The organism is Pararhodobacter zhoushanensis, assembly GCF_003990445.1.
Classification (GTDB): domain Bacteria; phylum Pseudomonadota; class Alphaproteobacteria; order Rhodobacterales; family Rhodobacteraceae; genus Pararhodobacter; species Pararhodobacter zhoushanensis.
In genome coordinates this window covers 97,539-119,080 of record NZ_REEZ01000007.1, presented here as the reverse complement: position 1 = coordinate 119,080, position 21,542 = coordinate 97,539, and the positions used below count along the sequence as shown (strand labels likewise).

Annotated in this window: 22 protein-coding genes; 11 read left to right on the top strand and 11 right to left on the bottom strand. The window is 66.6% G+C overall.

Translation table 11 applies throughout. The features are described from left to right. Positions 1 to 11: 11 nt before the first annotated feature. Genes EAE28_RS15935 through nthA form a run of 3 tightly spaced genes read right to left on the bottom strand, consistent with a single transcriptional unit; the run spans position 12 to position 1,556 of the window. The gene (locus tag EAE28_RS15935) at positions 12 to 308 is read right to left on the bottom strand and encodes a nitrile hydratase accessory protein (RefSeq protein WP_220443948.1); all 297 of its coding nucleotides are present in this window, start codon (positions 306 to 308) and stop codon (positions 12 to 14) included. Beyond that, positions 295 to 951, bottom strand: coding sequence for a nitrile hydratase subunit beta (gene nthB / locus EAE28_RS15930; protein WP_127108035.1), 657 nt, complete (start codon positions 949 to 951; stop codon positions 295 to 297). Before nthB ends, EAE28_RS15935 begins: the two co-directional genes overlap by 14 nt. Then, the gene (nthA, locus tag EAE28_RS15925; RefSeq protein WP_127108227.1) at positions 948 to 1,556 is read right to left on the bottom strand and encodes a nitrile hydratase subunit alpha; all 609 of its coding nucleotides are present in this window, start codon (positions 1,554 to 1,556) and stop codon (positions 948 to 950) included. Before nthA ends, nthB begins: the two co-directional genes overlap by 4 nt. 143 nt (positions 1,557 to 1,699) lie before the next feature. On the opposite strand from nthA, the gene EAE28_RS15920 reads away from it, so the two are divergent. Further along, positions 1,700 to 2,425: a helix-turn-helix transcriptional regulator gene (locus EAE28_RS15920; protein WP_164736662.1), complete on the top strand. Its 726-nt coding sequence runs from the start codon at positions 1,700 to 1,702 to the stop codon at positions 2,423 to 2,425. A gap of 111 nt (positions 2,426 to 2,536) precedes the next feature. Here the strand turns inward: EAE28_RS15920 and EAE28_RS15915 are convergent, their stop codons facing one another. The 3 genes from EAE28_RS15915 to EAE28_RS15905 all read right to left on the bottom strand — a co-directional run bounded on the left by EAE28_RS15915 (position 2,537) and on the right by EAE28_RS15905 (position 6,238). Then, positions 2,537 to 3,757: an MFS transporter gene (locus tag EAE28_RS15915; RefSeq protein ID WP_127108031.1), complete on the bottom strand. Its 1,221-nt coding sequence runs from the start codon at positions 3,755 to 3,757 to the stop codon at positions 2,537 to 2,539. A gap of 51 nt (positions 3,758 to 3,808) precedes the next feature. After that, positions 3,809 to 4,492 carry a haloacid dehalogenase type II gene (locus EAE28_RS15910; RefSeq protein ID WP_127108029.1) on the bottom strand — a complete coding sequence of 228 codons (684 nt, stop codon included), beginning with the start codon at positions 4,490 to 4,492 and terminating at the stop codon, positions 3,809 to 3,811. A gap of 72 nt (positions 4,493 to 4,564) precedes the next feature. Next, positions 4,565 to 6,238, bottom strand: a complete 1,674-nt coding sequence (locus tag EAE28_RS15905) for an FAD-binding dehydrogenase (protein ID WP_127108027.1) — start codon at positions 6,236 to 6,238, stop codon at positions 4,565 to 4,567. Positions 6,239 to 6,518: 280 nt separating this feature from the next. On the opposite strand from EAE28_RS15905, the gene EAE28_RS15900 reads away from it, so the two are divergent. The 5 genes from EAE28_RS15900 (at position 6,519) to EAE28_RS15880 (ending at position 11,246) form a co-directional block, all read left to right on the top strand. Further along, entirely contained in the window at positions 6,519 to 7,673 is a 1,155-nt protein-coding gene (locus EAE28_RS15900; protein WP_164736661.1) for a polysaccharide biosynthesis/export family protein, read from the top strand. Between the two features lie 280 nt (positions 7,674 to 7,953). Beyond that, positions 7,954 to 8,760 carry a propanediol utilization protein gene (locus EAE28_RS15895; RefSeq protein WP_246022386.1) on the top strand — a complete coding sequence of 269 codons (807 nt, stop codon included), beginning with the start codon at positions 7,954 to 7,956 and terminating at the stop codon, positions 8,758 to 8,760. Continuing rightward, the gene (cbiB, locus tag EAE28_RS15890) at positions 8,757 to 9,692 is read left to right on the top strand and encodes an adenosylcobinamide-phosphate synthase CbiB (RefSeq protein ID WP_127108021.1); all 936 of its coding nucleotides are present in this window, start codon (positions 8,757 to 8,759) and stop codon (positions 9,690 to 9,692) included. Before EAE28_RS15895 ends, cbiB begins: the two co-directional genes overlap by 4 nt. After that, the gene (cobD, locus tag EAE28_RS15885; protein WP_127108019.1) at positions 9,686 to 10,660 is read left to right on the top strand and encodes a threonine-phosphate decarboxylase CobD; all 975 of its coding nucleotides are present in this window, start codon (positions 9,686 to 9,688) and stop codon (positions 10,658 to 10,660) included. Before cbiB ends, cobD begins: the two co-directional genes overlap by 7 nt. Positions 10,661 to 10,841: 181 nt before the next feature. Continuing rightward, positions 10,842 to 11,246 (top strand): acyl-CoA thioesterase, encoded by a 405-nt coding sequence (locus EAE28_RS15880; RefSeq protein WP_127108017.1) that lies wholly within the window; start codon positions 10,842 to 10,844, stop codon positions 11,244 to 11,246. Here the strand turns inward: EAE28_RS15880 and EAE28_RS15875 are convergent. The 5 genes from EAE28_RS15875 to EAE28_RS15855 are packed head-to-tail and all read right to left on the bottom strand — an operon-like array spanning position 11,243 to position 15,873. Continuing rightward, complete coding sequence (locus EAE28_RS15875; protein WP_127108015.1) at positions 11,243 to 11,542, bottom strand: DUF4387 family protein; 300 nt, start codon at positions 11,540 to 11,542, stop codon at positions 11,243 to 11,245. The two genes, EAE28_RS15880 and EAE28_RS15875, sit on opposite strands and share 4 nt — an antisense overlap. Next, the gene (locus EAE28_RS15870) at positions 11,542 to 12,897 is read right to left on the bottom strand and encodes an acyclic terpene utilization AtuA family protein (protein WP_127108013.1); all 1,356 of its coding nucleotides are present in this window, start codon (positions 12,895 to 12,897) and stop codon (positions 11,542 to 11,544) included. Before EAE28_RS15870 ends, EAE28_RS15875 begins: the two co-directional genes overlap by 1 nt. A gap of 1 nt (position 12,898) precedes the next feature. Then, positions 12,899 to 14,416 carry a tripartite tricarboxylate transporter permease gene (locus tag EAE28_RS15865; protein WP_127108011.1) on the bottom strand — a complete coding sequence of 506 codons (1,518 nt, stop codon included), beginning with the start codon at positions 14,414 to 14,416 and terminating at the stop codon, positions 12,899 to 12,901. A gap of 57 nt (positions 14,417 to 14,473) precedes the next feature. Then, positions 14,474 to 14,911, bottom strand: a complete 438-nt coding sequence (locus tag EAE28_RS15860; protein WP_127108010.1) for a tripartite tricarboxylate transporter TctB family protein — start codon at positions 14,909 to 14,911, stop codon at positions 14,474 to 14,476. Continuing rightward, a complete protein-coding gene (locus EAE28_RS15855) occupies positions 14,911 to 15,873 on the bottom strand; it encodes a Bug family tripartite tricarboxylate transporter substrate binding protein (protein WP_127108008.1) in 963 nt (320 codons plus the stop codon). The genes EAE28_RS15860 and EAE28_RS15855 overlap by 1 nt, the downstream gene beginning before the upstream one ends. 149 nt (positions 15,874 to 16,022) lie before the next feature. Between EAE28_RS15855 and EAE28_RS15850 the strand changes: the two genes are divergently transcribed. The 5 genes from EAE28_RS15850 (at position 16,023) to purU (ending at position 21,338) form a co-directional block, all read left to right on the top strand. After that, positions 16,023 to 16,688 carry a response regulator transcription factor gene (locus EAE28_RS15850; RefSeq protein ID WP_127108006.1) on the top strand — a complete coding sequence of 222 codons (666 nt, stop codon included), beginning with the start codon at positions 16,023 to 16,025 and terminating at the stop codon, positions 16,686 to 16,688. After that, positions 16,685 to 18,067 carry a sensor histidine kinase gene (locus EAE28_RS15845; RefSeq protein ID WP_127108004.1) on the top strand — a complete coding sequence of 461 codons (1,383 nt, stop codon included), beginning with the start codon at positions 16,685 to 16,687 and terminating at the stop codon, positions 18,065 to 18,067. Before EAE28_RS15850 ends, EAE28_RS15845 begins: the two co-directional genes overlap by 4 nt. Next, the gene (locus tag EAE28_RS15840; RefSeq protein WP_127108002.1) at positions 18,034 to 19,074 is read left to right on the top strand and encodes an ABC transporter substrate-binding protein; all 1,041 of its coding nucleotides are present in this window, start codon (positions 18,034 to 18,036) and stop codon (positions 19,072 to 19,074) included. Before EAE28_RS15845 ends, EAE28_RS15840 begins: the two co-directional genes overlap by 34 nt. A gap of 410 nt (positions 19,075 to 19,484) precedes the next feature. Next, the gene (gene folD / locus EAE28_RS15835) at positions 19,485 to 20,387 is read left to right on the top strand and encodes a bifunctional methylenetetrahydrofolate dehydrogenase/methenyltetrahydrofolate cyclohydrolase FolD (protein ID WP_127108000.1); all 903 of its coding nucleotides are present in this window, start codon (positions 19,485 to 19,487) and stop codon (positions 20,385 to 20,387) included. 66 nt (positions 20,388 to 20,453) lie between these two features. After that, entirely contained in the window at positions 20,454 to 21,338 is an 885-nt protein-coding gene (purU, locus tag EAE28_RS15830) for a formyltetrahydrofolate deformylase (protein WP_127107998.1), read from the top strand. Positions 21,339 to 21,542 lie beyond the last annotated feature (204 nt).

Genomic DNA, 21,542 nt, shown 5'->3' with positions numbered 1-21,542 from the left:
TCCTGTACAGACTAGCCGGATGCGTTTTCAAGCAGGATCGGCTGGCCATGCGGCGTGGCATGCGCGGCGTCCTGCCAGCGGTGCGCCAAAGCGGCGATCTCATCGGGCACGGCGACGCCCTTTTGCGTCAGGATGACCTCAAGCGCCTGCAGCCAGGCGTCCCAATACTCGGCCCCCGTCGCAAGCTGCGCGCCCAGCGCCTGCGTCCAGTCGGGCCAGTTGAACAGTCCCGCCTCGCTAAGCGCGACGGTCAGGCCAAAGACCTGCGCCTGCCACGGCGCCAGAAAGGGCTGGTCAGGCGCGCTCAAGATACCCCTCCCACAGATCGGCGCTGATCGTCAGGCCGGGCTCGCTGTCCGGTCCCCACACCTCGGCCCCATCAAACACGACGGTGTACAGGCGTTGCGGCTGCTCGCCTTGCCCATGCGCGTTGGTGTCGGGCAGCACGAAACCGCCGTGCTCGGACTCCACCACGCCCGTATGCCCGGCCAGATAGGTCGGCACCCGCGTGTGGCCGCGCGGATGCGCGTTGCGGCAGCGCACCCGGTCGCCGGGCGCAAAGAGCGGCGCGGTTGCGACCGGCCGGTCACAGGGGCCACCGCGCGCCAGAGCGCCGGGCACCGCCTGCGGCGAGAGGCGCTTGGGGTGGGGATCTTGCGTTTGCGCCTGACCGTCGGCCAGTTCCTCAGCCGTCAGCAGATCGTGACGCTGCAACAGGACTTCCAACGCACGGGTCCAAATTTCGTAATAACTCGAAGCATAATAAACCACCGGCGGCAGACTCTCGCGCGCATGTCGGCTTTCATCCAGCGTCCACTTCCCCAGCGCGCCACAGGCCAGCACCACGCCCAGTGCGCGGGCTTCCCAATCGGCGTGAAACAGCAGCTCGTTTGCCTCGGGCGCGACCGCACCGAAGCCCATCTTGCCGCCCAGATCATGCGGCCCGTTCATGCCGGCACCCGTGCCAGCCCGGTGCCGATCATGCTCTCGCGCGTGACCAGCTCGGCCAGTTGCTCGGGCGTCCAGCCCTCGGTTCCTTCAGGGCGCATCGGCACCACCAGATAGCGCAGCTCGGCGGTGGAATCCCAGACGCGCAGCTGCGTGGCCTCGGGCAGAACCAGCCCGAACTCGGCCAGCACCGCGCGCGGCTCGATCACCACGCGTGAGCGATAGGCGGGCGATTTGTACCACACGGGCGGCAGGCCCAGCAGGCTCCACGGATAGCACGAGCACAGGGTGCAGACGATGACGTGATGCAGACCGGGCGCGTTGAACACCGCCTTCACATGCTCGCCCTGCCGTCCGGTGAACCCCATCGCGCCCACTGCCGCCGTCGCATCGCGCGCCAGCCAGTCGGCGAACGCAGGTTCGCTCCACGCCCGCGCAACCACCGCCGCCCCGTTCTGCGGGCCGACTTTGTGCGCGTAAGTTTCGATGATCGCGTCCACGGCGGCGGGATCAACGAGGCCCTTTTGCACAAGGATCGTCTCTAGCGCGCGAACGCGGGCGTCCATCGGATCAAGGTGATTGTCATGGTCGTGGTGGTCATGCGGCATGGCGGGCACCCGGTTGTGAACCTTCATGCTAGGCCATCGTGCCAGCCCGGAAAAGCCGGGATATGCGACCTCTGGGTGCTAGGCGTTCAGGCCTTGCTGTGGCAGGCTCGCAGGCAAAGGACAGCATTAGGATGCCACAGGGCGTGACCGATATCTTCCAGTATCCCGCACGGATCTGCGCAATGCACAGCATCGGCGCGGTCTGTGCCGAGATGCTCGCGCTGATCACGCCGCTGGGCTACTCGGTCTATGCCATTGGCGCGGTGCCGCATCCGCAGGATCCCTATCCGTCAAGCTTCATGGTCACCAATTGGCCCGAGGAATGGCGCGCCGCCTATTTCGACCGGCAGTTCGGCCGCCGCGACCCGACGCTGCGCGCGCTGGCGCAGACCAGCCAGACCTTTACGGTGACAGAGCTGCGACAGGGCCGCATGGGTTTCGCGCCCACGGAAGAAGAGCTGGAGGTGCTCGATTTCGCCGCCGGACTCGGGTTGCCCAGCGGCCTGATCGTGCCGGTGTTTCGCGCGCGGGGCTATACCGGGGTCTGCTGTCTTGTCGGCAACGCCCCCGAACCCACGCCCGAGATCCGCGCCCGGCTACAGTTTATCGCCGAGCATACCCATGACCGCCTGCGCGCGCTCAGTGCCGCGCAGAGCGTCGGCGAGGTGACCGAGACGCTCAGCCCGCGCGAAACCCAGATTCTGGTTCTGGCGCGACAGGGTCTGAGCGACGCGGGAATTGCCCAATCGGCCGCGATCAGCGTGCGCACCGTGCGGTTTCACTTCGACAATGCGCGGCGCAAGCTTGCTGCCCGCTCGCGCGCGGAGGCGATCGCCATTGCGGTCGCACAGCACCTTTTACCGACCTGACCTGTCAGAAGTCACAGTTGCGTGCGGCGGCGGCAGAGTTAAGCTTTGACACATTGATATAGTTTTTTTCAAAGTCGGGGCGGTCCTTTGGACCGTCCCTTTTTTTGTCGTTCACGCTGTGGCCAGCGCCCCCGTGGCCCGTCCCGGCCTGCTGCGCAGCAGGATGGTGAGGATCACCACGATGTTCAGCAGGTTCCATGCGATGCCGTTCACGAAGGCCATCGTGTACGACCCGCTGACGTCATAGATCCAGCCCGACATCCAGCCGCCCAGCGCCATGCCGACGATGGTTGCCATGATGACAAAGCCCACCCGCGCACCGGCTTCGCGCGCCGGCATGTACTCGCGCACGATGATCGCATAGGCGGGCACGATGCCGCCCTGGCTGAGGCCAAAGATCAGGCTGACGACGTAAAGCGAGACCAGCCCGTCGAACGGCAGGTACAAGAACAGCCCGATCATCTGCCCGACCGAGCCGATCAGCAACGTCGGGATGCCGCCCAGCCGGTCGGTGATGAATCCCGAGATCAGCCGCGACACCACGCCGCCCATCAGCATCACGCTGAGCATCTCGGCCCCGACGGCAGGGCCATAGCCAAGGTCCACGCAGAAGGCGACCAGATGCACCTGCGGCATCGACATCGCCACGCAACAGCCGATCCCGGCCAGTGCCAGCATCCACGCCAGCGTGCGCGGCGAGTAGGGGGCGCGGCGCGGGATCAGGCTGGTCGCCTGCGCGGTGGCGGTCATGCTTTCGGCAGGCACCCGGCGGCGCAGGAACTGCGCGGCGGGGATGACCACGACGGGGACCAGGGCGGCCAGCACCCAACAGACGGCACGCCAGCCGCTCGCCGCAAGCACACCGGACAGCGCCAGCGGCCAGATCGCCCCGGCCAGATAGTTGCCGCTGGCCGCGATGGCGACAGCGATGCCGCGTCGCTTGCGGAACCACAGGGAAATATCAGCCAGCAAGGGCCCAAAGAAACACGCCGTCCCCAGCCCGATCAGGAACTGCGCGCCCGACAGCAACCATATCGTCGGGCTGAGCGCGGCCAGCACGTAACCAAAGCTCGACAGCAGCGCCGCCAGCGACAGCGCTACGCTGACACCGAAGCGGTCCACCACCCGGCCCAGCACCAGATTGCCCAACGCAAACCCCGCCATCGTCAGCGTATAGGGCACCGAGGCATCGCCGCGACCGCCGCCGAATTCGGCCTGAACGGCGGGCAACAAGGCGATGATCGACCACATGCCGACGTTGCCGACGGTGGCAATCCCCAGCGACAGGGCGAGGCGGGACCATGAATAGCGGGTGTCGAAAATCTGGCTCATGCCCGCACCTTAGGCAGCGCAAACCGATGCTGCCAGCGCAAACTTTACAGGTTAAAGGGTTTCCACCAACCCCGGCAGCGCGGCCAGATCCGACAGCAAATGCTGCGGGCTGCCGAACAGCCGGTCGCGAGGCGCGCCATCGCGGTTTACCCACACCGTCGCAAAGCCGTACGCCGCACCCGCGCAGGCATCCCAGCCGTTCGATGACACAAAGAGCACCTCTTGGGGTGCCAGTTTCAGCCCCGCACCAACCAGTTCATAAACCCGGCGGTCCGGCTTGAAGACCCCCACGCTCTCGACCGAGAACAGCGCCTCGAACACCCCGCCCAACCCGGCCGAGCGCACCGCCCCGTCCAGCATCCCCGGCGAGCCATTCGACAGGATCGCCAGCCGCTGCCCCTGCGCCGCCAGCGCGGCCAGCATCGCCGGAACCTCGGGAAACGCGGCCAGATCCCAGTACAGCTGCAACAGCCGCGAGCGCAGGCCTGTATCGCTGAGCCCGGCATTCTCCAGCGCCCAGTCCAGCCCGTCCTGCGTCACGCGCCAGAAATCCGCATGCGCCCCGGCCACCGCGCGCAGCCAGGTGTACTCCAATTGCTTGCGCCGCCAGTCAGCCGCGATCTGCGGCCACTTCCCGGCCCACCCCTCAGCCCCCGGCTCGCCCGCTGCGATCCGCGCCGCCGCGCCCACATCAAACAGCGTGCCATAGGCATCAAACACACAGGCCTTGATCATCGTCGCCCTTTCATCTTGCTAAAAATACGCTGGGAGGTGAGGCCCGGCACGGGCCGAGGGGGGCTAGCCCCCCTACCCCGCCGCCCGCCCCGCGCTGCGGCCTGAAAACAGGCAGCCGCCCAGAAACGTCCCCTCCAACGCGTTGAACCCGTGATACCCGCCGCCGCCGAACCCGGCGCATTCCCCCGCGGCGAACAGCCCCTCGATCCGGTCGCCCGCGTCGTCCAGCACCGCGCCGTCCAGATCGGTGTGGATGCCCCCCAGCGTCTTGCGGGTCAGCACCGACAGGCGCACGGCGATCAACGGGCCGTGGGCAGGGTCAAGGACGCGATGTGGTTTGGCGGTGCGGATCAGCTTGTCGCCCAGATAGCGCCGCGCGCCGTTGATCGCGGTGATCTGCGCGTCCTTCGAGAACGGGTTGGCGACCTGCGCGTCGCGGGCTTCGATCTGCGCGCGCACCGTGGCGCCGTCGAGCAAGGGATCGCCCATTTCGCCTGCCAGCCGGTTCATGCCCGCGACCAGCTCGTCAAACGTCTGCGCCACGACGAAATCCGCCCCGTGTTCCTTGAACGCCTCGACCGGCGCTGCCGCCTTGCCGCCGGACCCCAGCCGCGCCTTCAGCACCTCGCGCCATTTGCCCGAGCTCAGATCGGGGTTCTGCTCGCTCCCCGACAGCGCGAATTCTTTCTTGATGATGCCCTGCGTCAGCACGAACCACGAATGCGCATGCCCCGTCGACAGGATGCGCTTCAGCGTTCCCAGCGTGTCGAACCCCGGCAGGAACGGCGCTTCCATCCGCGTGCCCAGCGCGTCAAACCACAGCGACGAGGGGCCAGGCAGGATGCGGATGCCGTGCTCGGGCCAGATCGGCGCCCAGTTGCGGATGCCTTCGCAATAATGCCACATCCGGTCGGTATTGATCAGCCCCGCGCCCGCCTGTGCGGTGACATCGATCATCGCGCCATCGACATGCGCGGGCACCCCGGCAACCATGCGCGCAGGTGCCGGGCCGAGGCGATCAACCGGCCATGCCCGCCGCACCTTTTCGAAATCGCCACCGATCCCGCCCGACGTGACGATGACGGCATCGGCCTCGACCTCGAACGACGCGGTGACCACGCGGCTCGATTTCTGACCGCGTTCGACCTGCGTGTCCTCCAGCACCTCACCACCAACCCCGGCGATCAACCCGGCCTTGCGGGTGATCGCGGTGACGCGGTGGCGAAAGGCAAAGACCAGCGTGCCCGCCGCCTCATACGCGCGCGCCATCCGCACGAAGGGTGCCAGCACCCCCGGTCCCGTGCCCCAGGTGATGTGGAAACGCGGCACCGAATTGCCGTGCCCCCCGGCCTGCGCGCCGCCACGCTCGGCCCAGCCGACGACCGGGAACCAGCGCATACCGATCCCCGCCAGCCAGTCGCGCATGCCACCGGCGGCGAACTCGACATAGGCCTCGGCAACCCTGCGCGGCCAGTAGTCCTGCGGGCCGTCGAACTGTGCCGATCCCAGCCAGTCATTCAGCGCCAACGCGTGAGAATCGCGGATCCTGAGCCGTCGTTGCTCGGGCGTATCGACCATGAACAGCCCGCCCAGCGACCAGAACGCCTGCCCGCCCAGATTTTGCGGCCCCTCCTGATCCAGCACCAGCACCCGCTTGCCACGCGCGGCCAACTCGCAGGCTGCCGTCAAGCCGGCCAGACCTCCCCCGACGACGGCTACATCCGCCTGATAGCGTTGATCCCCCATGCGACGCCCCCCCTGGCGATGCGTTGATGCAACGCTAATGCGCCCAAACGCCTCTGCCTAGCCCATGCAACGCCCGCCCTGCGCGCCCGTGGCCGTCGGCGGCAAACTGTTGCACCAACTCCCCGCTGCGGGGTGTTTGCCGCCAGAGCGCTTGTCGCAGACGTCGAACCGCAGTAGCGTCTCGCCTACGCACGCCCGTCCTTCGTTCACCCGAAGGGAAAGAGACCCGGAAAGGGTCGGGGCTGCTTGAGGGAATAGGCAGGCGACAGTGGCGATGACAATGACCAACACCACCCTTCGATTTGAGCCGGGGAATGGGCGACACGGGCTGCATTTTGCGCGCATCGCCATCGCCGCGCTGATGATCCCGGCACTGGTTGCGGGCTGCTCGATGCCGCGCGGCGCTGCGCTGCAAAGCGAGATTCTGCGCGGAACCGATGACCCTGCGAACGAGGTTCAGGTCTTTGCCGTCAGCCGTGCCGCGCTGGATGAACTCAACAGCTGGCCGCTGGCCCATCCCGAACTGCGCCACAACTGGACCACGACGGGCGCGTCAGCGACCGCGCGCATCATCCGCGCTGGCGATTTGCTGAGCATCGCGGTCTGGGACAGCCAGCCGGATTCGTTGCTGACCACGACAGAGCAACGGGTCGTGCGGATGGAAAACGTGCCCGTATCCGCCGCAGGCCGTGTCTTTGTGCCCTATGTCGGCGAAGTGCGCGTTGCCGGGCAATCCGCCGAAATGGCGCGCCGCGACATTCAGGAGCAGATGGCACCGATCGTCCCCGACGGTCAGGTGCAACTGACCGTCACCCCCGGCGCAGGCAACACCATCGACATGGTGACCGGCGTTGCCCGCCCCGGTCGTCTGGCCCTGCCCGAAATCAGCCCGACCATCTTGAGCGCGCTGGCTGAATCGGGCGGCATCGCGTCTTCCCTGCGCAATCCGCTGGTGCGGCTGAACCGCGCCGGAACCGCCTATGCGATCCCGGCCCGTGAGCTGTTCTCGGACCCTGCCCATGACATCCAGCTACGTGGCGGCGACCGCATTCTGGTCGAAGAGGATCATCGCAGCTACATCGCGCTTGGCGCGGCGGGCACCCAGCGTGTCGTTTATTTCGAGCGCGAGACGATCAGCGCTCTGGATGCTTTGTCCACGATTGGCGGCCTGTCCACGTCACGGGCCAACCTCGAGGGCGTCATGGTCATGCGTCAGTACCCGCCCGAGGCCGTGCGCCCGACGGGGCCTTTCCCGCGTCAGCAAGAGGTGATCTTCACGCTCGACCTGACCTCGGCTGATGGCCTCTTTGCCGCCGAGCAATTCGAGATCCAGCCCGGCGACGTGGTGCTGGCGACAGAATCCTCGCTGCCGCTGATCACGCAGTCGATGTCTGTCCTGCGTGCCGCTGCGGCCACCGTGAACAACCTGAACTGACGGCGTCAACGCCTGATCGCTCAGACAGACCCGCCGGGGAACCGGCGGGTCTTTGCTTTTGGTACGACACGCCGCCGTCCGAACCGGTCACCCGACGCCAGCCCGACCAAAGGCGGCGATGGTCAGGGAGAGGTCGCTTTCGGGCATGCCGCCTAAGCGCAGGCGGTTCAAGCAGAGCGGAACCATGGTGCGCGTCCGGCACACCCTGCCAGCCCTTGCCGTATGGTCGGAAAGACCGCAGTAAGGCATCCGAACCTCAGGCAGCGCGATGCGAGACGTGATGACCAACCCTCTGCCCAGCGCTCAGACCGCGCCGCTGCGTGTGGCCGGGCATTTTGGCGAACTGATGCAGGGCCGTCTGGGCAGCGACGGGCCGGTCGTGCTGATTTCGCTGCCCTGCCCGGCGCTGTGGGTCGAGATTGGCAGCACCGGCGATGACACCCTTCTCGGCCCGCGCCGGGTACGCGCGCTCTGCGCAGCGTTGGGGCTGGCGGTGCCCGAAGCGCTGCCGCCGATCCGCGCCCTGATGCCACAGGGGGGCGGGGCGGGGTCATCCACCGCTGCGCTGGTGGCGTTGGCGCGGTGGTTGGGGTTCTCGGGTGCCGTTGAGGATCTGGCCCGCGCCTGTGTCGCCGCTGAAGGCGCCAGCGATCCGCTGATGCTGCCCCGCGCCGAGCGTCTGCTTTTTGCCCCGCGCGACGGGCGCGTGGTGGCGGATTTGCCCGCCTTGCCCGCGTTCGAGGTGATCGGCGGTTTCTTCGGCCCCGGCCAGCGCACACGGGCCGAGGATCAGGCCTTCCCCGACATCACCGATCTGGTCGGACAGTGGGCGGCGCTGGCGGATCTGCCCGCGATGGCCGCGCTGACCACGCAATCCGCCCGCCGGACCCTGGTCCTGCGCGGTCCGTCCGATGATCCCACCGCCCATCTGGCCCGCGACCTTGGCGCTTTGGGCTGGATGATCGCCCACACCGGTAGCGCGCGCGGGCTGATCTTTGCGCCCGGCACCGTGCCCGTGGGGGCGCAGGCCGCCCTGACCGCAGCAGGACTGACCGGCGTGATCCGCTTCCAAGGGGGCGGCGCATGAGCTTTTGTCTTGCCATGCTCATCGCCATGGGCATCGACGCTGCGATCGGCTGGCCCGACGCGCTCTATCGCCGCATCGGGCACCCGGTGACGTGGGCGGGTTGGCTCATCTCCACGCTTGAGGGGCGGTTGAACCGGGGGGACGCGCGCCGCGCCAAGGGCGTGCTGACGGCGCTGATCGTGATCGGGCTGGCTGGTGGGCTGGCATGGGGCATCCTTGCGCTGCTGCCGGGGGGCTGGGTCGGCACCGTGATGACCGGCGTTCTGGCATGGCCGCTGGTTGCCATCCGTTCGATGCACCAACACGTCGCCGCCGTCGCCGCGCCGCTGGGCCGGGGCGATCTGGCGGGCGCGCGCTATGCCGTGTCGATGATCGTCGGGCGTGATCCGGCGCAGCTGGACAGCGCCGGTATCGCCCGCGCGGCGGTGGAAAGTCTGGCCGAGAACACCTCGGACGGGATCGTCGCGCCGCTGTTCTGGGGCGTCGTCGCCGGGTTGCCGGGGATCGCCGCGTACAAGGCGATCAACACGCTGGATTCGATGATCGGCCACCGCAATGCGCGCTATGAGCAGTTCGGCTGGGCCTCGGCCCGGATCGACGATCTGGTCAACCTGATCCCCGCGCGGCTGACGGGCGTGGTCTTCGCGCTGGTTTCCGCGCGCCCCGGTAAGGCGCTGAAAACCATGGCGCGGGATGCGCGCCACCACCGCTCGCCCAACGCCGGTTGGCCGGAATCCGCCATGGCGGGCGCGCTGGGGATCCGTTTGTCGGGTCCGCGCGTTTACGGGGACCGGGTGGCGCATGAGCCCTGGGTCAACGAGGGCGCGCCCGATCCGTCGGCGCGCGACGTGACGCGGGGTCTTGCGCTTTATGTCCGGGCGATGGGGGTCTTGGCGGTGATGATCGCCGCAGGGGGAGTGTGGGGATGGTGACGCGCGATCATGGCGGCAATCTGGATGCCGCGCGGGCCGAGTACGGCGGCAGCGGCTGGATTGATCTGTCGACGGGGATCAACCGGCGACCCTATCCGGTGCCCGCGCTGCCGCTTGACGCGTGGACGGCACTGCCCACCGCGACCGCGCTAGGGGCGCTCATCGAGGCCGCAGCCGAGGCTTTCGGCGCCGCGCCCGAGACGGTTCTGCCGCTGGCTGGCGCACAGGCCGCGATCCAGCTCTATCCGCGCTGTGCCGCGCCGGGCGACGCGCGGGTGCTGACGCCGACGTATAACGAACACGCCGCCTCGCTCGCCGCGCAGGGCTGGACCGTCTCGCCGGTCGAAGGGCTGCGCGGGCTGGCCGGGGCGGATCTGGCGGTGGTGGTCAATCCCAACAATCCCGATGGCCGCAGCTGGACGCCCGAGGCGCTGGTGGCGCTGTCCAGGAAGGTGGGCCTGCTGGTGGTCGACGAGAGTTTCGCCGATCCGCATCCCGACCTGTCGGTTGCCGATCAGGTGAGCGAACGGCTGGTGGTCTTGCGCTCGTTTGGCAAATTCTACGGGCTGGCGGGCGTGCGGCTGGGCTTTCTGCTGGGTGCCCCCGCGATGGTCGCGCGGCTGCGCGAGCTGGCCGGGCCGTGGTCGGTCAGCGGCCCTGCGCTGAGCATCGGCGCCAAGGCGCTGCGCGACACGGCGTGGCAGAGCGTGACGACCGAACGGCTGGCGGATGACGCCGCGCGGCTGGATCGGATGGCAGCACGGGCGGGCTGGGTGCTGGTCGGCGGCACGGCGCTGTTTCGCACCTATGCGACACCAGACGCCGCGCGCGCGCAGGACCATCTGGCCCGCCGGGCGATCTGGACACGGCGGTTTCCGTACTCGGGCACCTGGCTCAGACTGGGGCTGCCGGACGGGGCGGAGTGGGGCCGCGTCGAAAAGGCGTTGAGCGAGTGGCGACCGGTGTGAAGGAGCGGTGCGCTGAAGCGCACCCTACCCGGGTTGGGGGCTGAGCGCAGGCGGTGATGGCGCAATGTGTCCCAACTGTTTGAGTATTTTGAACAAGATGATGGGGCGGCGGGGTAGCCTCGACACCCAGCGTGGGGCGGGATAGTTTCTGCACCTGCAAAGACAGATTGGGAGCAGACGGGTGACCACCACGCATAGCCTGACCTATACCGTCACGTTCGGGGACTGCGATCCGGCGGGGATTGTTTATTATCCCAATATCTATGGCTGGTTCGACCGCACCTTCCACGACTGGCTGGCCGGGTTCGGCGGGCATCAGGCGATCTGTGCCGCGCTGGGCGCGATCGGGCTGGGGCTGATGCAGGCGGATGCGAAATTCCGCCGCCCGATGCAGCCTAATGACACCGTCACCATCACGATGAGCGTGCGCGACTGGGGCCGCAAGGCGCTGGTGCTGGGCTATGAGGTGACCATGGGCGAGACGCTCATGGCCACCGGCGAAGAGGTGCGCGGGATGTTCAAACGCGGCGCGCAGGGCCTTAGCGCCGGCGAGATGGCCGAGCTGAAAGCCCTGCTGGAGCGTTAGAGTTCCATCTCGTCGAGCAGCACCGCCATCGCCGCGCCGTGCATGTCGCGGTCGTCGCGGCTGCCTTGCACCACGGGACGCGGGATCGACAGTTTGACCACCCGCAGATCGGCAATGTCGAAGCGTTTGACCAGTTGCAGCGGCGTGCCGGTCAGATCGGCGACGCGCTGAGTTTCGAGTTTCTCCGAAACTTCGGCATAGGCCGCCTCGCTGCCGCAGAAGATGTCAATCGTGATCCAGAACGGCCCGGCATTCTTGGACCGCACTTTCAAAACCAAATCGCCCAGACGTGCCATCAGCCAACCCTCGATACGGTGAGGCGGAAGGCCGACATAGGGTCGTCCAGCGCCAGAATGTGGTTGAGCGCGAACTCGTAGAGCGGGCCGCGGTCGGTGGTGGCCGGGGAATAGGGGAAGGCGAAGGTTGGCAGTTCCTCATCCTCGGTCAGCGGGTAGTGCAGCACGAAGGGGTTGATCAGCTTGCCGATCTCGCTGGCGATGGCCTGCGTCGCGGCGGTGACGATACCCAGGACGCCAACCTCGACCGGCTGACCCGTGCGGTTCTCCAGCGTGCCCAGCGCGCCATTGCTACCGATCATGCGGAATTCGAGCGTGTAGTCGGGCGGGGTCAGGCCCATGCGTTCGGTGATCTGGCCGGTGAGATACGCGTGCAGCTTGTCGGCCCAGACCTGCGCGTTGGTGACATAGTGCTGTTGGCGCAGGACGGCCAGAATGGTGGTCTGGTAGCCCGCGGCGCGCGCGCCCTCAAGCTTGACGGTATAGGCACCGGGCACCCACTGCGAGCCTTCGACCCGGACGCGGCGCTTGTCGAGCGCCGTGTAGTGCGCGCCGCGGACGTCCAGATAGCCGCCGGGTTCATACAGCTGGAACGGGTCGGAGTTCTCATAAAGCATATGCGCCGAGACGGAGTGCGGCGTGCAAAGCGCCGTCTCGGCCATGGCCTCGACCGTGAAGCCGGTGGCGTCGAAATCGACCATGATCACGCCCGAGGTCGGGTTGGTCGAGCACAGCGCGCCGCATTCGGCGATCTTGGCCCCGTGCCACGCGGCCCCAGCGTGATCGCCGCGCGCCAACGGCAGGGCGGCGATGGTGGCGGTGTCGGTGACGCGGCCGCAAATGATGATGTCCGCGCCGGTGGCCAGCGCCGCCTGCACCTGCTCGACGCCGCCCAGCGCCACGATGTTGGTCATCGCGCGCAGGGCGTCAGCGTCGACCGCTGGCGCGGGGGTCAAGGGGGTGATCTGCCCGGCCTCAAGTGCCTGCACCAGACGTTCGGCGGGTTGCTGGCAATAGAGCCGCGCCACTTTCAGGGTCATGCCCAGTTCTGCCGCAATCTCGGCAGTCAGCGCGTACATCCAGTCGACCGTCGCGTCGGCACCGCAGGTGCCCGCCGTGCCGATGATCAGCGGCACGCCCGCCTCGGCCCGCGCCTGCATCAGCGTGCGCCACTCGGATTTTGTCGCGGCGCGCGAATATTTGGATTCGCCCGCGCCCAGCGACCAGGGGCCTGAGTCGGTCGAGCCACCGTCGATGGCGATGATGTCCGGCTTAAGCCCAAGACCGCGCGACAGTGCCGCGCGGTCAAAGCCCAGTCCCAGAACGCCCGAAGGCACCAGAACGCGTGTGCTCATTTCAGTCTCCGATTGCCTCAGGCTGAACCTCAGGCCGTTTCAGAAAGCGCCGCAAAAAGATCGGCGCCAGGAAGCCGACGATTGCCGCGATCCACAGGCCGGTCGAGACCGACGACGAGAAGAGATACGTCCAGTCGCCGTTCGACAACACCATGGCGCGGCGCAGGTTGTCTTCCATCGCGTTGCCCAGCAGGATGCCCAGAATGATCGGCACCGTCGGGATATCCAGCTTGCGGCAGACATAGCCCAGGATGCCGAAGGCGACCATGAGCTGCATGTCGAACGTCGAGCCGGTCAGCGAGTAGATGCCGACAAAGGCGACCATCGTCACGCCCGGCAGCAGGATGTGCGAGGGCACCGAGAGGATCTTCACGAAGATCTTCACCATCGGCACGTTCATGATCAAGAGCACGATGTTGGCGATCAGGAGCGCAGCGATCAGGCCCCAGACAACCTCGGGCCGTTCGGTGAACAGAAGCGGGCCGGGGGTGATGTTGAGCGTCAGCAGCAAGGCCAGCAGCACGGCGGTGGTGCCCGATCCCGGCACGCCCAGCGTCAGCATCGGGATCAGCGCGCCACCCGCGGCGGCGTTGTTGCCCGCCTCAGGTGCAGCCACACCCCGGACGTTGCCCTTGCCGAAGCTGTCCTTGTCCTTGGCCACGGCTTTTTCGGCGACATAGGCCAAGAACGAGCCCAGTGAGGCCCCGGCACCGGGCAGAATTCCGGCCACAAAGCCGATGCCCGTACCGCGCAGCATCGCGCCGGTCGTGTGGCGCAGGGCCTTCCACGGGATCGTCACCTTGTCGAGCACGACGCCGATGGCCGAATTCTTGCCGTGGCTCTCGATGAAGAAGAATACTTCGGACACGGCGAACAGACCGACGATGGCGACCAGAAAGTCGATACCATCCATCAGATGCAGCTCACCGAAGGTAAAGCGCGGCATGCCGGTGGTCTTGTCCAGACCGATCATCGCGATGCCCAGACCAATCAGCGCGGCCAGCGCCGATTTCGCCTGATTGTTCGACCCCAATCCACCCAGCGTGCAGAACGCCAGCAGGTAAAGCGCGAAATATTCGGCCGGGCCGAACTGATAGGCAACGCGCGACAGCACCGGGGCCAGCAGCATCAGGCCGATGGTGGCCAGAAACGCGCCGACGAAGGACGCAACGCCCGAGACGACTAGGGCCTCGCCCGCTCGACCTTGCCTTGCCATTGGGTAGCCGTCGAGCGTGGTCATCATCGCGGGTTCGTCACCCGGAATGTTCAGCAGGATCGACGAGATCCGCCCGCCATACATCGCGCCGTAATAGACCGAGGTCAGCAGCACCAGCGCCGACATCGCGTCCAGACCCATCGAGAAGGTGATCGGGATCAGCAGCGCCACGCCATTGGCCGGGCCAAGCCCCGGAAGTGCGCCGACGATGGTGCCGATAAAGCAGCCGATCACGGCCAACATCAGCGACCATGGCGACAAGGCGATGGAAAAGCCCATTGCCAGGTTTGACAGAATGTCCATGTCTCTCCCCCGGGGGCGGCCCGTTTTGCGTGCGCGCCCCGAATTTACGTCACCGCGTCAGAACCAGCTGCGCGGAAAACCCACCAGGCTCAGCCCCAGCACCATGTTGAACAGCACGAAAAGACCGACCGACAGGCCCACCCCGGTCAACACAGCGGTGACGGGTTTGGGATTGATCTGATAGCTGAGCACACCGGCGGCGATCGCCGTCGGGATCACGAAACCAAACGGGCGCACGGCGCTGGCGTAGCCCAGCAGCACGGCCAGCGCGATCGCCAGCTGCACCAGCGTGCCGATGCCCGGCCAGTCGGCGTTGGCGTCGGGCTTGATGATCAGAAAGGCCGACCCGATCACGACAAAGCCGCCGATCAGGTAGGGAAACACTCGCGGACCCACCGGGTCCGACAGAAAACTGGTCTGAATAGAGGTGGCGCTGTAGAGATACCCCAGCGCCACCGCCATCAGGACCAGACCAAAGATCCGGTCCGCTTTCATCACTGAATCACGCCGATCTCGCGGCTCAGCTCCTGGGTCTGGGCGATTACGCCGTCGATCCAGGTCTGAAACTCATCGCCGACGCGGGTAAAGGGCGCCAGACCATTGGCGACCATCGCCTCTTGCCACTGCTCGCTGTTCGCAACGGCGGTCAGACGGTCAGCCCAGGCGTGGAACGCGTCATCCGAGATGCCGCCGGGAACATAGATGCCGCGCCAGTTCACGGCAACGACGTCATAACCCTGCTCGCGCGCGGTGGGGATGTCCTCGAAGCCCGGAACGCGCTCTTCGGTCAACACGGCCAGAACGCGCACTTCACCCGAGCGCACGAAGCCCACGATTTCCGACATGTCGCCGGTCATCGCCTGCGTGAAGCCGCCGACGGTCTGCGTGATCGCATCCGCGCCGCCATCAACGCCGATGTAGCGAACCTGACGGATATCCTCGAGCCCAGCGGCGCGCAGGATCTGCAAGGGCTTCATATGGTCAAAGCCACCCACAGCCGAGCCACCGGCAAAAGCGACCGAACCCGGGTCGGCCAGAACCGCATCAACCAGATCGTTGAGCGACTGGTAGGGGCTGTCATTGGCCACCACGATCACGCCGGGATCGCCCCCGATCGAGCCGACAAAGCGCACCTGATCCGCGGTCGCACCGCCAAAGGCGTTCTGCGCCAGACGGGTGGTCGTGGCCGACGAGGCGGCAACGATCAGATCTTCGTCGGTGTTGCGCTCATTCACCACGTTGGCATAGGCCACGCCGCCACCGGCACCGGCCATGTTGGTCACCACGACAGGCGCGGGGACTTCACCGATTTCGTACAGGATGCGGCCGATCTGACGGCAGGTGAAATCCCAGCCGCCGCCGGGGTTGGCCGGGGCGATGCATTCGGTGGCAGCGGCCGGAACGGCCAGTGCCGCCAGCGCGCCCAGTGAAAGCGCGGACAGAGTCAAACGGGTCATGTGGAACTTCCTCCCTGAAACATTCCGCAAAGGCGGCTGCGCCCGGCTGCTTGGCCAGCGCATGTTCCCCCCTTGCGTCGTGCACCATTCGCTGAAAACCTTGCACAGACCTGTCACGGACGCGTCATCGCGCCAGAAAATGAGGCGGAATGCGATTTCTTTTGATCGAAGATAACGCCGACCTCGCCCGCTCGGTCCGCGAGAGGCTTGAACTTGAGGGGCACGCCGTCGACCACGCCGTCGATCTGGCCGATGCTGACGATCATCTGGCCGTCGCGCGCTATGACCTGATCTTGCTGGACATCACCCTGCCCGACGGCGACGGTCGCAGCTTCTTGCAGCGCCACCGCGCCGCGCAGGCCGATACGCCGGTGATCGTGCTGACCGCGCGCTCGGCGGTGTCGGACCGGGTGGATACGCTGGATCTGGGCGCCGATGACTATCTGACCAAACCCTTTGATTTCGCGGAACTTGAGGCCCGCTGCCGCGCTGTTCTGCGCCGCCGGGGCGGCGCGGCGACCACGTTGCAGACCTATGCCGATCTGACCTTTGACCCAATGGGGGCCTGCGTCACCGTCGCGGGCGAGGTCCGCGATCTGCGCAACCGCGAGCTGCGGCTGCTGGAGGTTCTTTTGTCCGCGCCGGGCCGCATCCTGTCCAAAGACCAGCTCTGCGACCGGCTGTTTTCCTATGCCGAACCGGTCAGCGACAACGCCATCGAGGTCTATATCGCCCGCCTGCGCCGCAAGATCGACGGCAGCGCCGCGCGGATCGAAACCGTGCGCGGGTTGGGTTACCGGCTGACCTCAGGATGAGCCCCCGCGCCGCCCCCAGCCTGCGCCGTCGCCTGATGGTGCAGCTGCTTGTGCTGTCGGCAGTGCTGGCGGTCGCGCTCTATGTTGCGGTACGGCTGGGGGCCGAACGCGCCTCCGAAGCGACGCTCGACGGTATCCTAGGCGCGGCCACGACGACCATCGCCGAGGAATTGCGCAGCGTCGAGGGCGGGGCCGAGCTGGACCTGTCGCCTGGCACCTTCTCGATGCTGGCGGCAATGGGCGAAGAACGGATCTTTCACCGCATCGACATCCGGGGCCTGCCCGTCACCGGCTATGACGATCTGCCCCTGCCACCGACCACCCCCACCGCGCTGGAACCCGCGTTTTACGACGCCACCTACCGCGACGCCGATCTGCGGCTGGCCGCCGTGGCGCGCAGCCTGATGATCGAGAACCGCGCCGCCCCGGTGCTGGTCATCGTCGGTCAGACGCGCGAGGGTCAGCGCGCCATCGCCCGCGATCTGGGCAACCGCGCGGCGGCGCTGGGGCTGGTGGTGTTTCTGGTCGCCGTGCCCCTCAGTCTGTTCGCGACGGGCACGCTGCTGCGTCCCATCGGGCGGCTGGCCGAGGCGGTCGGGCGGCGCGGCGGTCACGATCTGCGCCCGGTGCGCCACCCTGCGCCCGCCGAGCTGATGCCGCTGGTCGAGCAACTCAACGCCTTCATCGCCCGGCTGCGCCAGACCCTTGCACAGACCGAAACCTTCATCGCCGAGGCCGCGCATCACATCCGCACGCCGCTGGCCACCCTGCGGTCCGAAGCCGAGCTGGCCCTGCGCCAAGCCGGGGACGAGCCGACCCGCGCCCGCCTGCGCGGCATGATCCGCGCGACCGAGGAAAGCGCGCGCTCGGCTAACCAGTTGCTCGACCACGCAACGGTGCTGTTTCGCGCCGATCAGCGCGCGCAGGACCGGGTCGAACTGGGCGCGATGGTCTCGGCGCTGGCTGACAGGTTCCGCCCCACCGCCGATCTGAAAGAGATGGAGATCACGCTGGACCTGCCTGCTGCGCCGATGGAAACCACCGGCGACGCGGTGCTGATCGAATCCGCCCTGCGCAACCTGATCGACAACGCGCTGAAATACTCGCCCGCCGAATCGCGCATCCTGATCACCCTGCGCGAGGATGAGGGTTTCGCCCGGCTCGACGTGAACGACCGGGGCCGTGGTCTGGGCGGCGAGACGCAGGCGGCGCTGTCCAAACGCTTCCGGCGCGGCGGGAATGTCGGTGGTGTGGTCGGCTCGGGGCTGGGCCTGACGATTGTCAGCGAGACGGCGGCGGCGATGGGCGGGCGCTTTGCCCTGAAAGACAGAAAGGACGGCGGCACATGCGCTACGCTCTGGTTCCCCTTCTCGTCCTGATCGCCGCGCTGCTGGGCCAGCCCGCGCTGGCCTTCGAGATCGAGGCCGAGCACCGCTTCGGCCCCGAAGGCGCGACCAATGAACTGGCCGTGCTGTCCACCACCGACATCAGCTTTTTCGCCCCGCTGGCCGAGGCGTTTCTGGCCCGCCAGCCCAATCTGGCGCTACGTTATGTGCAGGCGGGCAGTCAGGATCTGTACCGCGCCATTGATGGTGAGGGAGCGGCGTTTGATCTGGTGATCTCATCCGCGATGGACCTGCAGATGAAACTGGCCAACGACGGCTACGCCCGCGCCCTGCCTGCCGATCTGGTCGCTGAACTGCCGGTCTGGGCGCGCTGGCGCGACCGGCTGGTGTCGATCGCGCAAGAGCCCGTGGTGCTGCTACTGGCCGATGCCGCCCTGCCCGACGGAATGGCCCCGCCCCGCTCGCGCCGCGACCTGATTGCGCTTCTACGCGACCATCCGCAGCTGTTTGCCGGGCGCATCGGCACCTATGACCCGCGCATCTCGGGCGCCGGGTATCTGTTCCTGACCCAGGACGCCCGCATGTCCGATTCCATCTGGCGGCTGGCCGAGGTGATGGGGCGGCTCGATGCCCGGCTCTATTGCTGCTCGGGCGACATGATCGCCGGGCTTTTGTCCGGCGATCTGCTGGTCGGCTATAACGTGCTGGGCAGCTATGCCGCCGCGAACCTGCCCGAAGGATCGGGCGTGCAGGCCATTGCGCTGGAGGATTTCACCGTCACCCTGCAACGCACCGCGCTGATCCCGGTCAATGCCCCCCTGCCTGAGGCCGGCGCGGCGCTGCTGCGCTTTCTGTTGTCGGACGAGGGCCAGTTGATCCAGTCCCGCGCCACCGGCTTCGCCGTCATGCGCCCCGAGACCTTTGCCACACAGCCGTGGCTCAGGCCGATTCGTCTGGACCCCGGCCTGCTGTCCTCGCTGGATTCAATGACCCGCAGGCGGTTTCTGGCAGAATGGACGGCGGCGCTGGATCAGCCATGAGAGATCAGGCAAGTGGAGGCGATTCGCGCCGGTGACGCCAATGGTGAACTCAAGTTCATGATGGGCAACGATTTCTCTGATTCATTCCGTTGAAAACAGCGGTTAACGCGGAATTATCGCCCGTTGCCCTTCACCCTCAGGCCGCCTGACAATACTCTGCACAGTTGAGCCGGAATTATCCCGTATCGCCGCTCTGCTCCGCTTGCCCCTGACCGGGCGGGCCGGAACAGCGCGGCGCGTTTGCAACAAGAGAGGCGCTATACTGCGCGGCGCGCGTTTTTGATGCCGCTTTGGCGCAGATCGCACCGGGCTGTTCGGAAACGGACCAGACAACGGGCGGGGGAACGCATCGAGATCACCACGACCGTAAGGCCGCTGGCATGAGCGATGCACGAAAGGGAAGAGTGAGGATGGGAGCAGAACTGATCGACGGCAAAGCCTTTGCGGGCAAGATCCGCGCGCAAGTGGCCGAGCATGTCGCCCGCCTGAAATCCGGGCACGGGCTGACCCCCGGTCTGGCCGTGGTGCTGGTCGGTGAAGACCCGGCGTCCGAAGTTTATGTCCGGTCCAAGGGCAAGCAGACGCTTGAGGCCGGCATGGCCTCGTTCGAGCATAAACTGCCCGCCGATACGACGCAGGCTGATCTGCTGGCGCTGATTGCCCAGCTGAACAGCGATGCCTCGGTGCATGGCATTCTGGTGCAGCTCCCGCTGCCGGGTCATCTGGACAGCGATCTGGTCATCAACGCGATTGACCCGGCCAAGGATGTGGACGGGTTCCATATCTCGAACGTCGGGCTGCTGGGCACCGGGCAGAAGTCGATGGTGCCCTGCACGCCGCTGGGCTGCCTGATGATGCTGCGCGATCAACTGGGCTCGCTGTCGGGCCTGAATGCCGTCGTGGTAGGCCGGTCGAACATCGTTGGCAAGCCGATGGCCCAGCTGTTGCTGGGTGACAGCTGCACGGTGACCATCGCGCATTCGCGCACCAAAGATCTGGCGGCTGTGTGCCGGGGTGCCGATATCCTCGTCGCTGCTGTCGGACGGCCGGAAATGATTCCGGGCGACTGGATCAAACCCGGTGCCACGGTTATCGACGTCGGCATCAACCGGATCCCCGCGCCTGAAAAGGGTGAGGGCAAGACCCGGCTGGTGGGGGATGTCCATTTTGACAGCGCAGCTCAGGTCGCCGGTGCCATCACGCCGGTGCCCGGTGGTGTGGGTCCGATGACCATCGCCTGCCTGCTGGCCAACACCGTCACCGCCTGCTGCCGCGCGCACGGGCTGCCTGAACCCACGGGGCTGACTGCCTGAGCCCTGCCCCCTTCCGCCCCCGGCCCATGGCCGACCGGGCCTCGATCCTTCGCACCAGGAGCACTTATGACCAAATACTGCCTGACCGTGACCTGCACCTCGACCCGTGGCATCGTCGCCGCGATCTCGGCCTTTCTGGCCGAGAACGGCTGCAACATCACCGACAGCTCGCAATTCGACGACATGGAGACCGGCAACTTCTTCATGCGGATCAGCTTCACCTCGGAAACCGGCGCCGACCCGGCGGCTCTGACCGAAGCGTTCACGCCCGTCGCCACGAAATTCGACATGAACTACGCCTTCCATGACGAGGCGACCAAGATGAAGGTCGTGATCATGGTCTCGCGTTTCGGCCATTGCCTGAACGACCTGCTTTACCGCGTGCGCATCGGCGCGCTGCCGGTCGAGATTGTCGCGGTGATCTCGAACCACATGGACTACCAGAAGGTCGTCGTGAACAACGACATCCCCTTCCATTGCATCAAGGTGACCAAGGCCAACAAGCCGCAGGCCGAAGCCGCGATCATGCAGGTGGTTGTCGAAACCGGCGCCGAACTGATCGTGCTGGCGCGCTACATGCAGATCCTGTCGGATGACATGTGCACCAAGATGTCGGGCAAGATCATCAACATCCACCACTCGTTCCTGCCCAGCTTCAAAGGGGCCAACCCTTACAAGCAGGCGTTCGAGCGTGGCGTGAAGCTGATCGGAGCGACCTCTCACTACGTCACCGCCGATCTGGACGAGGGTCCGATCATCGAACAGGACACCGTGCGCGTCACCCATGCCCAAAGCCCCGAGGATTACGTGAGCCTTGGCCGCGACGTGGAAAGCCAGGTGCTGGCCCGCGCCATCCACGCGCATGCCCACCGCCGGGCGTTCCTGAACGGCAACAAGACCGTGGTCTTCCCGGCCTCGCCCGGTTCCTATTCGTCCGAACGCATGGGCTGACCCCCTGCATTCAGACCGTCCCTTTGATCCAGCCCGACCGCTCGGGCTGGATTTTTCATTTCCGAAGCGCAGCTTTGCGGGTCAGAGCAGGGGGGCCTCGGCCCCCCTCGGCCCGTTCCGGGCCTCACCCCCTGAGGATATTTAAGGACAGAAAATGGCGTTAACTTTTTGTTAACCATGCCCATTTTCTGTCTGAAAATATCC

What these genes read in the sequence shown, in the direction of transcription:
- EAE28_RS15845 (WP_127108004.1), top strand. Translation starts at nt 16,685, where the DNA reads ATGAGCCCCCGCGCCGCCCCCAGCCTGCGCCGTCGCCTGATGGTGCAG.
- cobD (WP_127108019.1), top strand. Translation starts at nt 9,686, where the DNA reads ATGGTGACGCGCGATCATGGCGGCAATCTGGATGCCGCGCGGGCCGAG.
- EAE28_RS15895 (WP_246022386.1), top strand. Translation starts at nt 7,954, where the DNA reads ATGACCAACCCTCTGCCCAGCGCTCAGACCGCGCCGCTGCGTGTGGCC.
- EAE28_RS15875 (WP_127108015.1), bottom strand. Translation starts at nt 11,542, where the DNA reads ATGGCACGTCTGGGCGATTTGGTTTTGAAAGTGCGGTCCAAGAATGCC.
- EAE28_RS15860 (WP_127108010.1), bottom strand. Translation starts at nt 14,911, where the DNA reads ATGAAAGCGGACCGGATCTTTGGTCTGGTCCTGATGGCGGTGGCGCTG.
- EAE28_RS15850 (WP_127108006.1), top strand. Translation starts at nt 16,023, where the DNA reads ATGCGATTTCTTTTGATCGAAGATAACGCCGACCTCGCCCGCTCGGTC.
- purU (WP_127107998.1), top strand. Translation starts at nt 20,454, where the DNA reads ATGACCAAATACTGCCTGACCGTGACCTGCACCTCGACCCGTGGCATC.
- folD (WP_127108000.1), top strand. Translation starts at nt 19,485, where the DNA reads ATGGGAGCAGAACTGATCGACGGCAAAGCCTTTGCGGGCAAGATCCGC.
- EAE28_RS15840 (WP_127108002.1), top strand. Translation starts at nt 18,034, where the DNA reads ATGCGCTACGCTCTGGTTCCCCTTCTCGTCCTGATCGCCGCGCTGCTG.
- nthA (WP_127108227.1), bottom strand. Translation starts at nt 1,556, where the DNA reads ATGCCGCATGACCACCACGACCATGACAATCACCTTGATCCGATGGAC.
- EAE28_RS15865 (WP_127108011.1), bottom strand. Translation starts at nt 14,416, where the DNA reads ATGGACATTCTGTCAAACCTGGCAATGGGCTTTTCCATCGCCTTGTCG.
- EAE28_RS15915 (WP_127108031.1), bottom strand. Translation starts at nt 3,757, where the DNA reads ATGAGCCAGATTTTCGACACCCGCTATTCATGGTCCCGCCTCGCCCTG.
- cbiB (WP_127108021.1), top strand. Translation starts at nt 8,757, where the DNA reads ATGAGCTTTTGTCTTGCCATGCTCATCGCCATGGGCATCGACGCTGCG.
- EAE28_RS15870 (WP_127108013.1), bottom strand. Translation starts at nt 12,897, where the DNA reads ATGAGCACACGCGTTCTGGTGCCTTCGGGCGTTCTGGGACTGGGCTTT.
- EAE28_RS15900 (WP_164736661.1), top strand. Translation starts at nt 6,519, where the DNA reads ATGACCAACACCACCCTTCGATTTGAGCCGGGGAATGGGCGACACGGG.
- EAE28_RS15905 (WP_127108027.1), bottom strand. Translation starts at nt 6,238, where the DNA reads ATGGGGGATCAACGCTATCAGGCGGATGTAGCCGTCGTCGGGGGAGGT.
- EAE28_RS15855 (WP_127108008.1), bottom strand. Translation starts at nt 15,873, where the DNA reads ATGACCCGTTTGACTCTGTCCGCGCTTTCACTGGGCGCGCTGGCGGCA.
- EAE28_RS15910 (WP_127108029.1), bottom strand. Translation starts at nt 4,492, where the DNA reads ATGATCAAGGCCTGTGTGTTTGATGCCTATGGCACGCTGTTTGATGTG.
- nthB (WP_127108035.1), bottom strand. Translation starts at nt 951, where the DNA reads ATGAACGGGCCGCATGATCTGGGCGGCAAGATGGGCTTCGGTGCGGTC.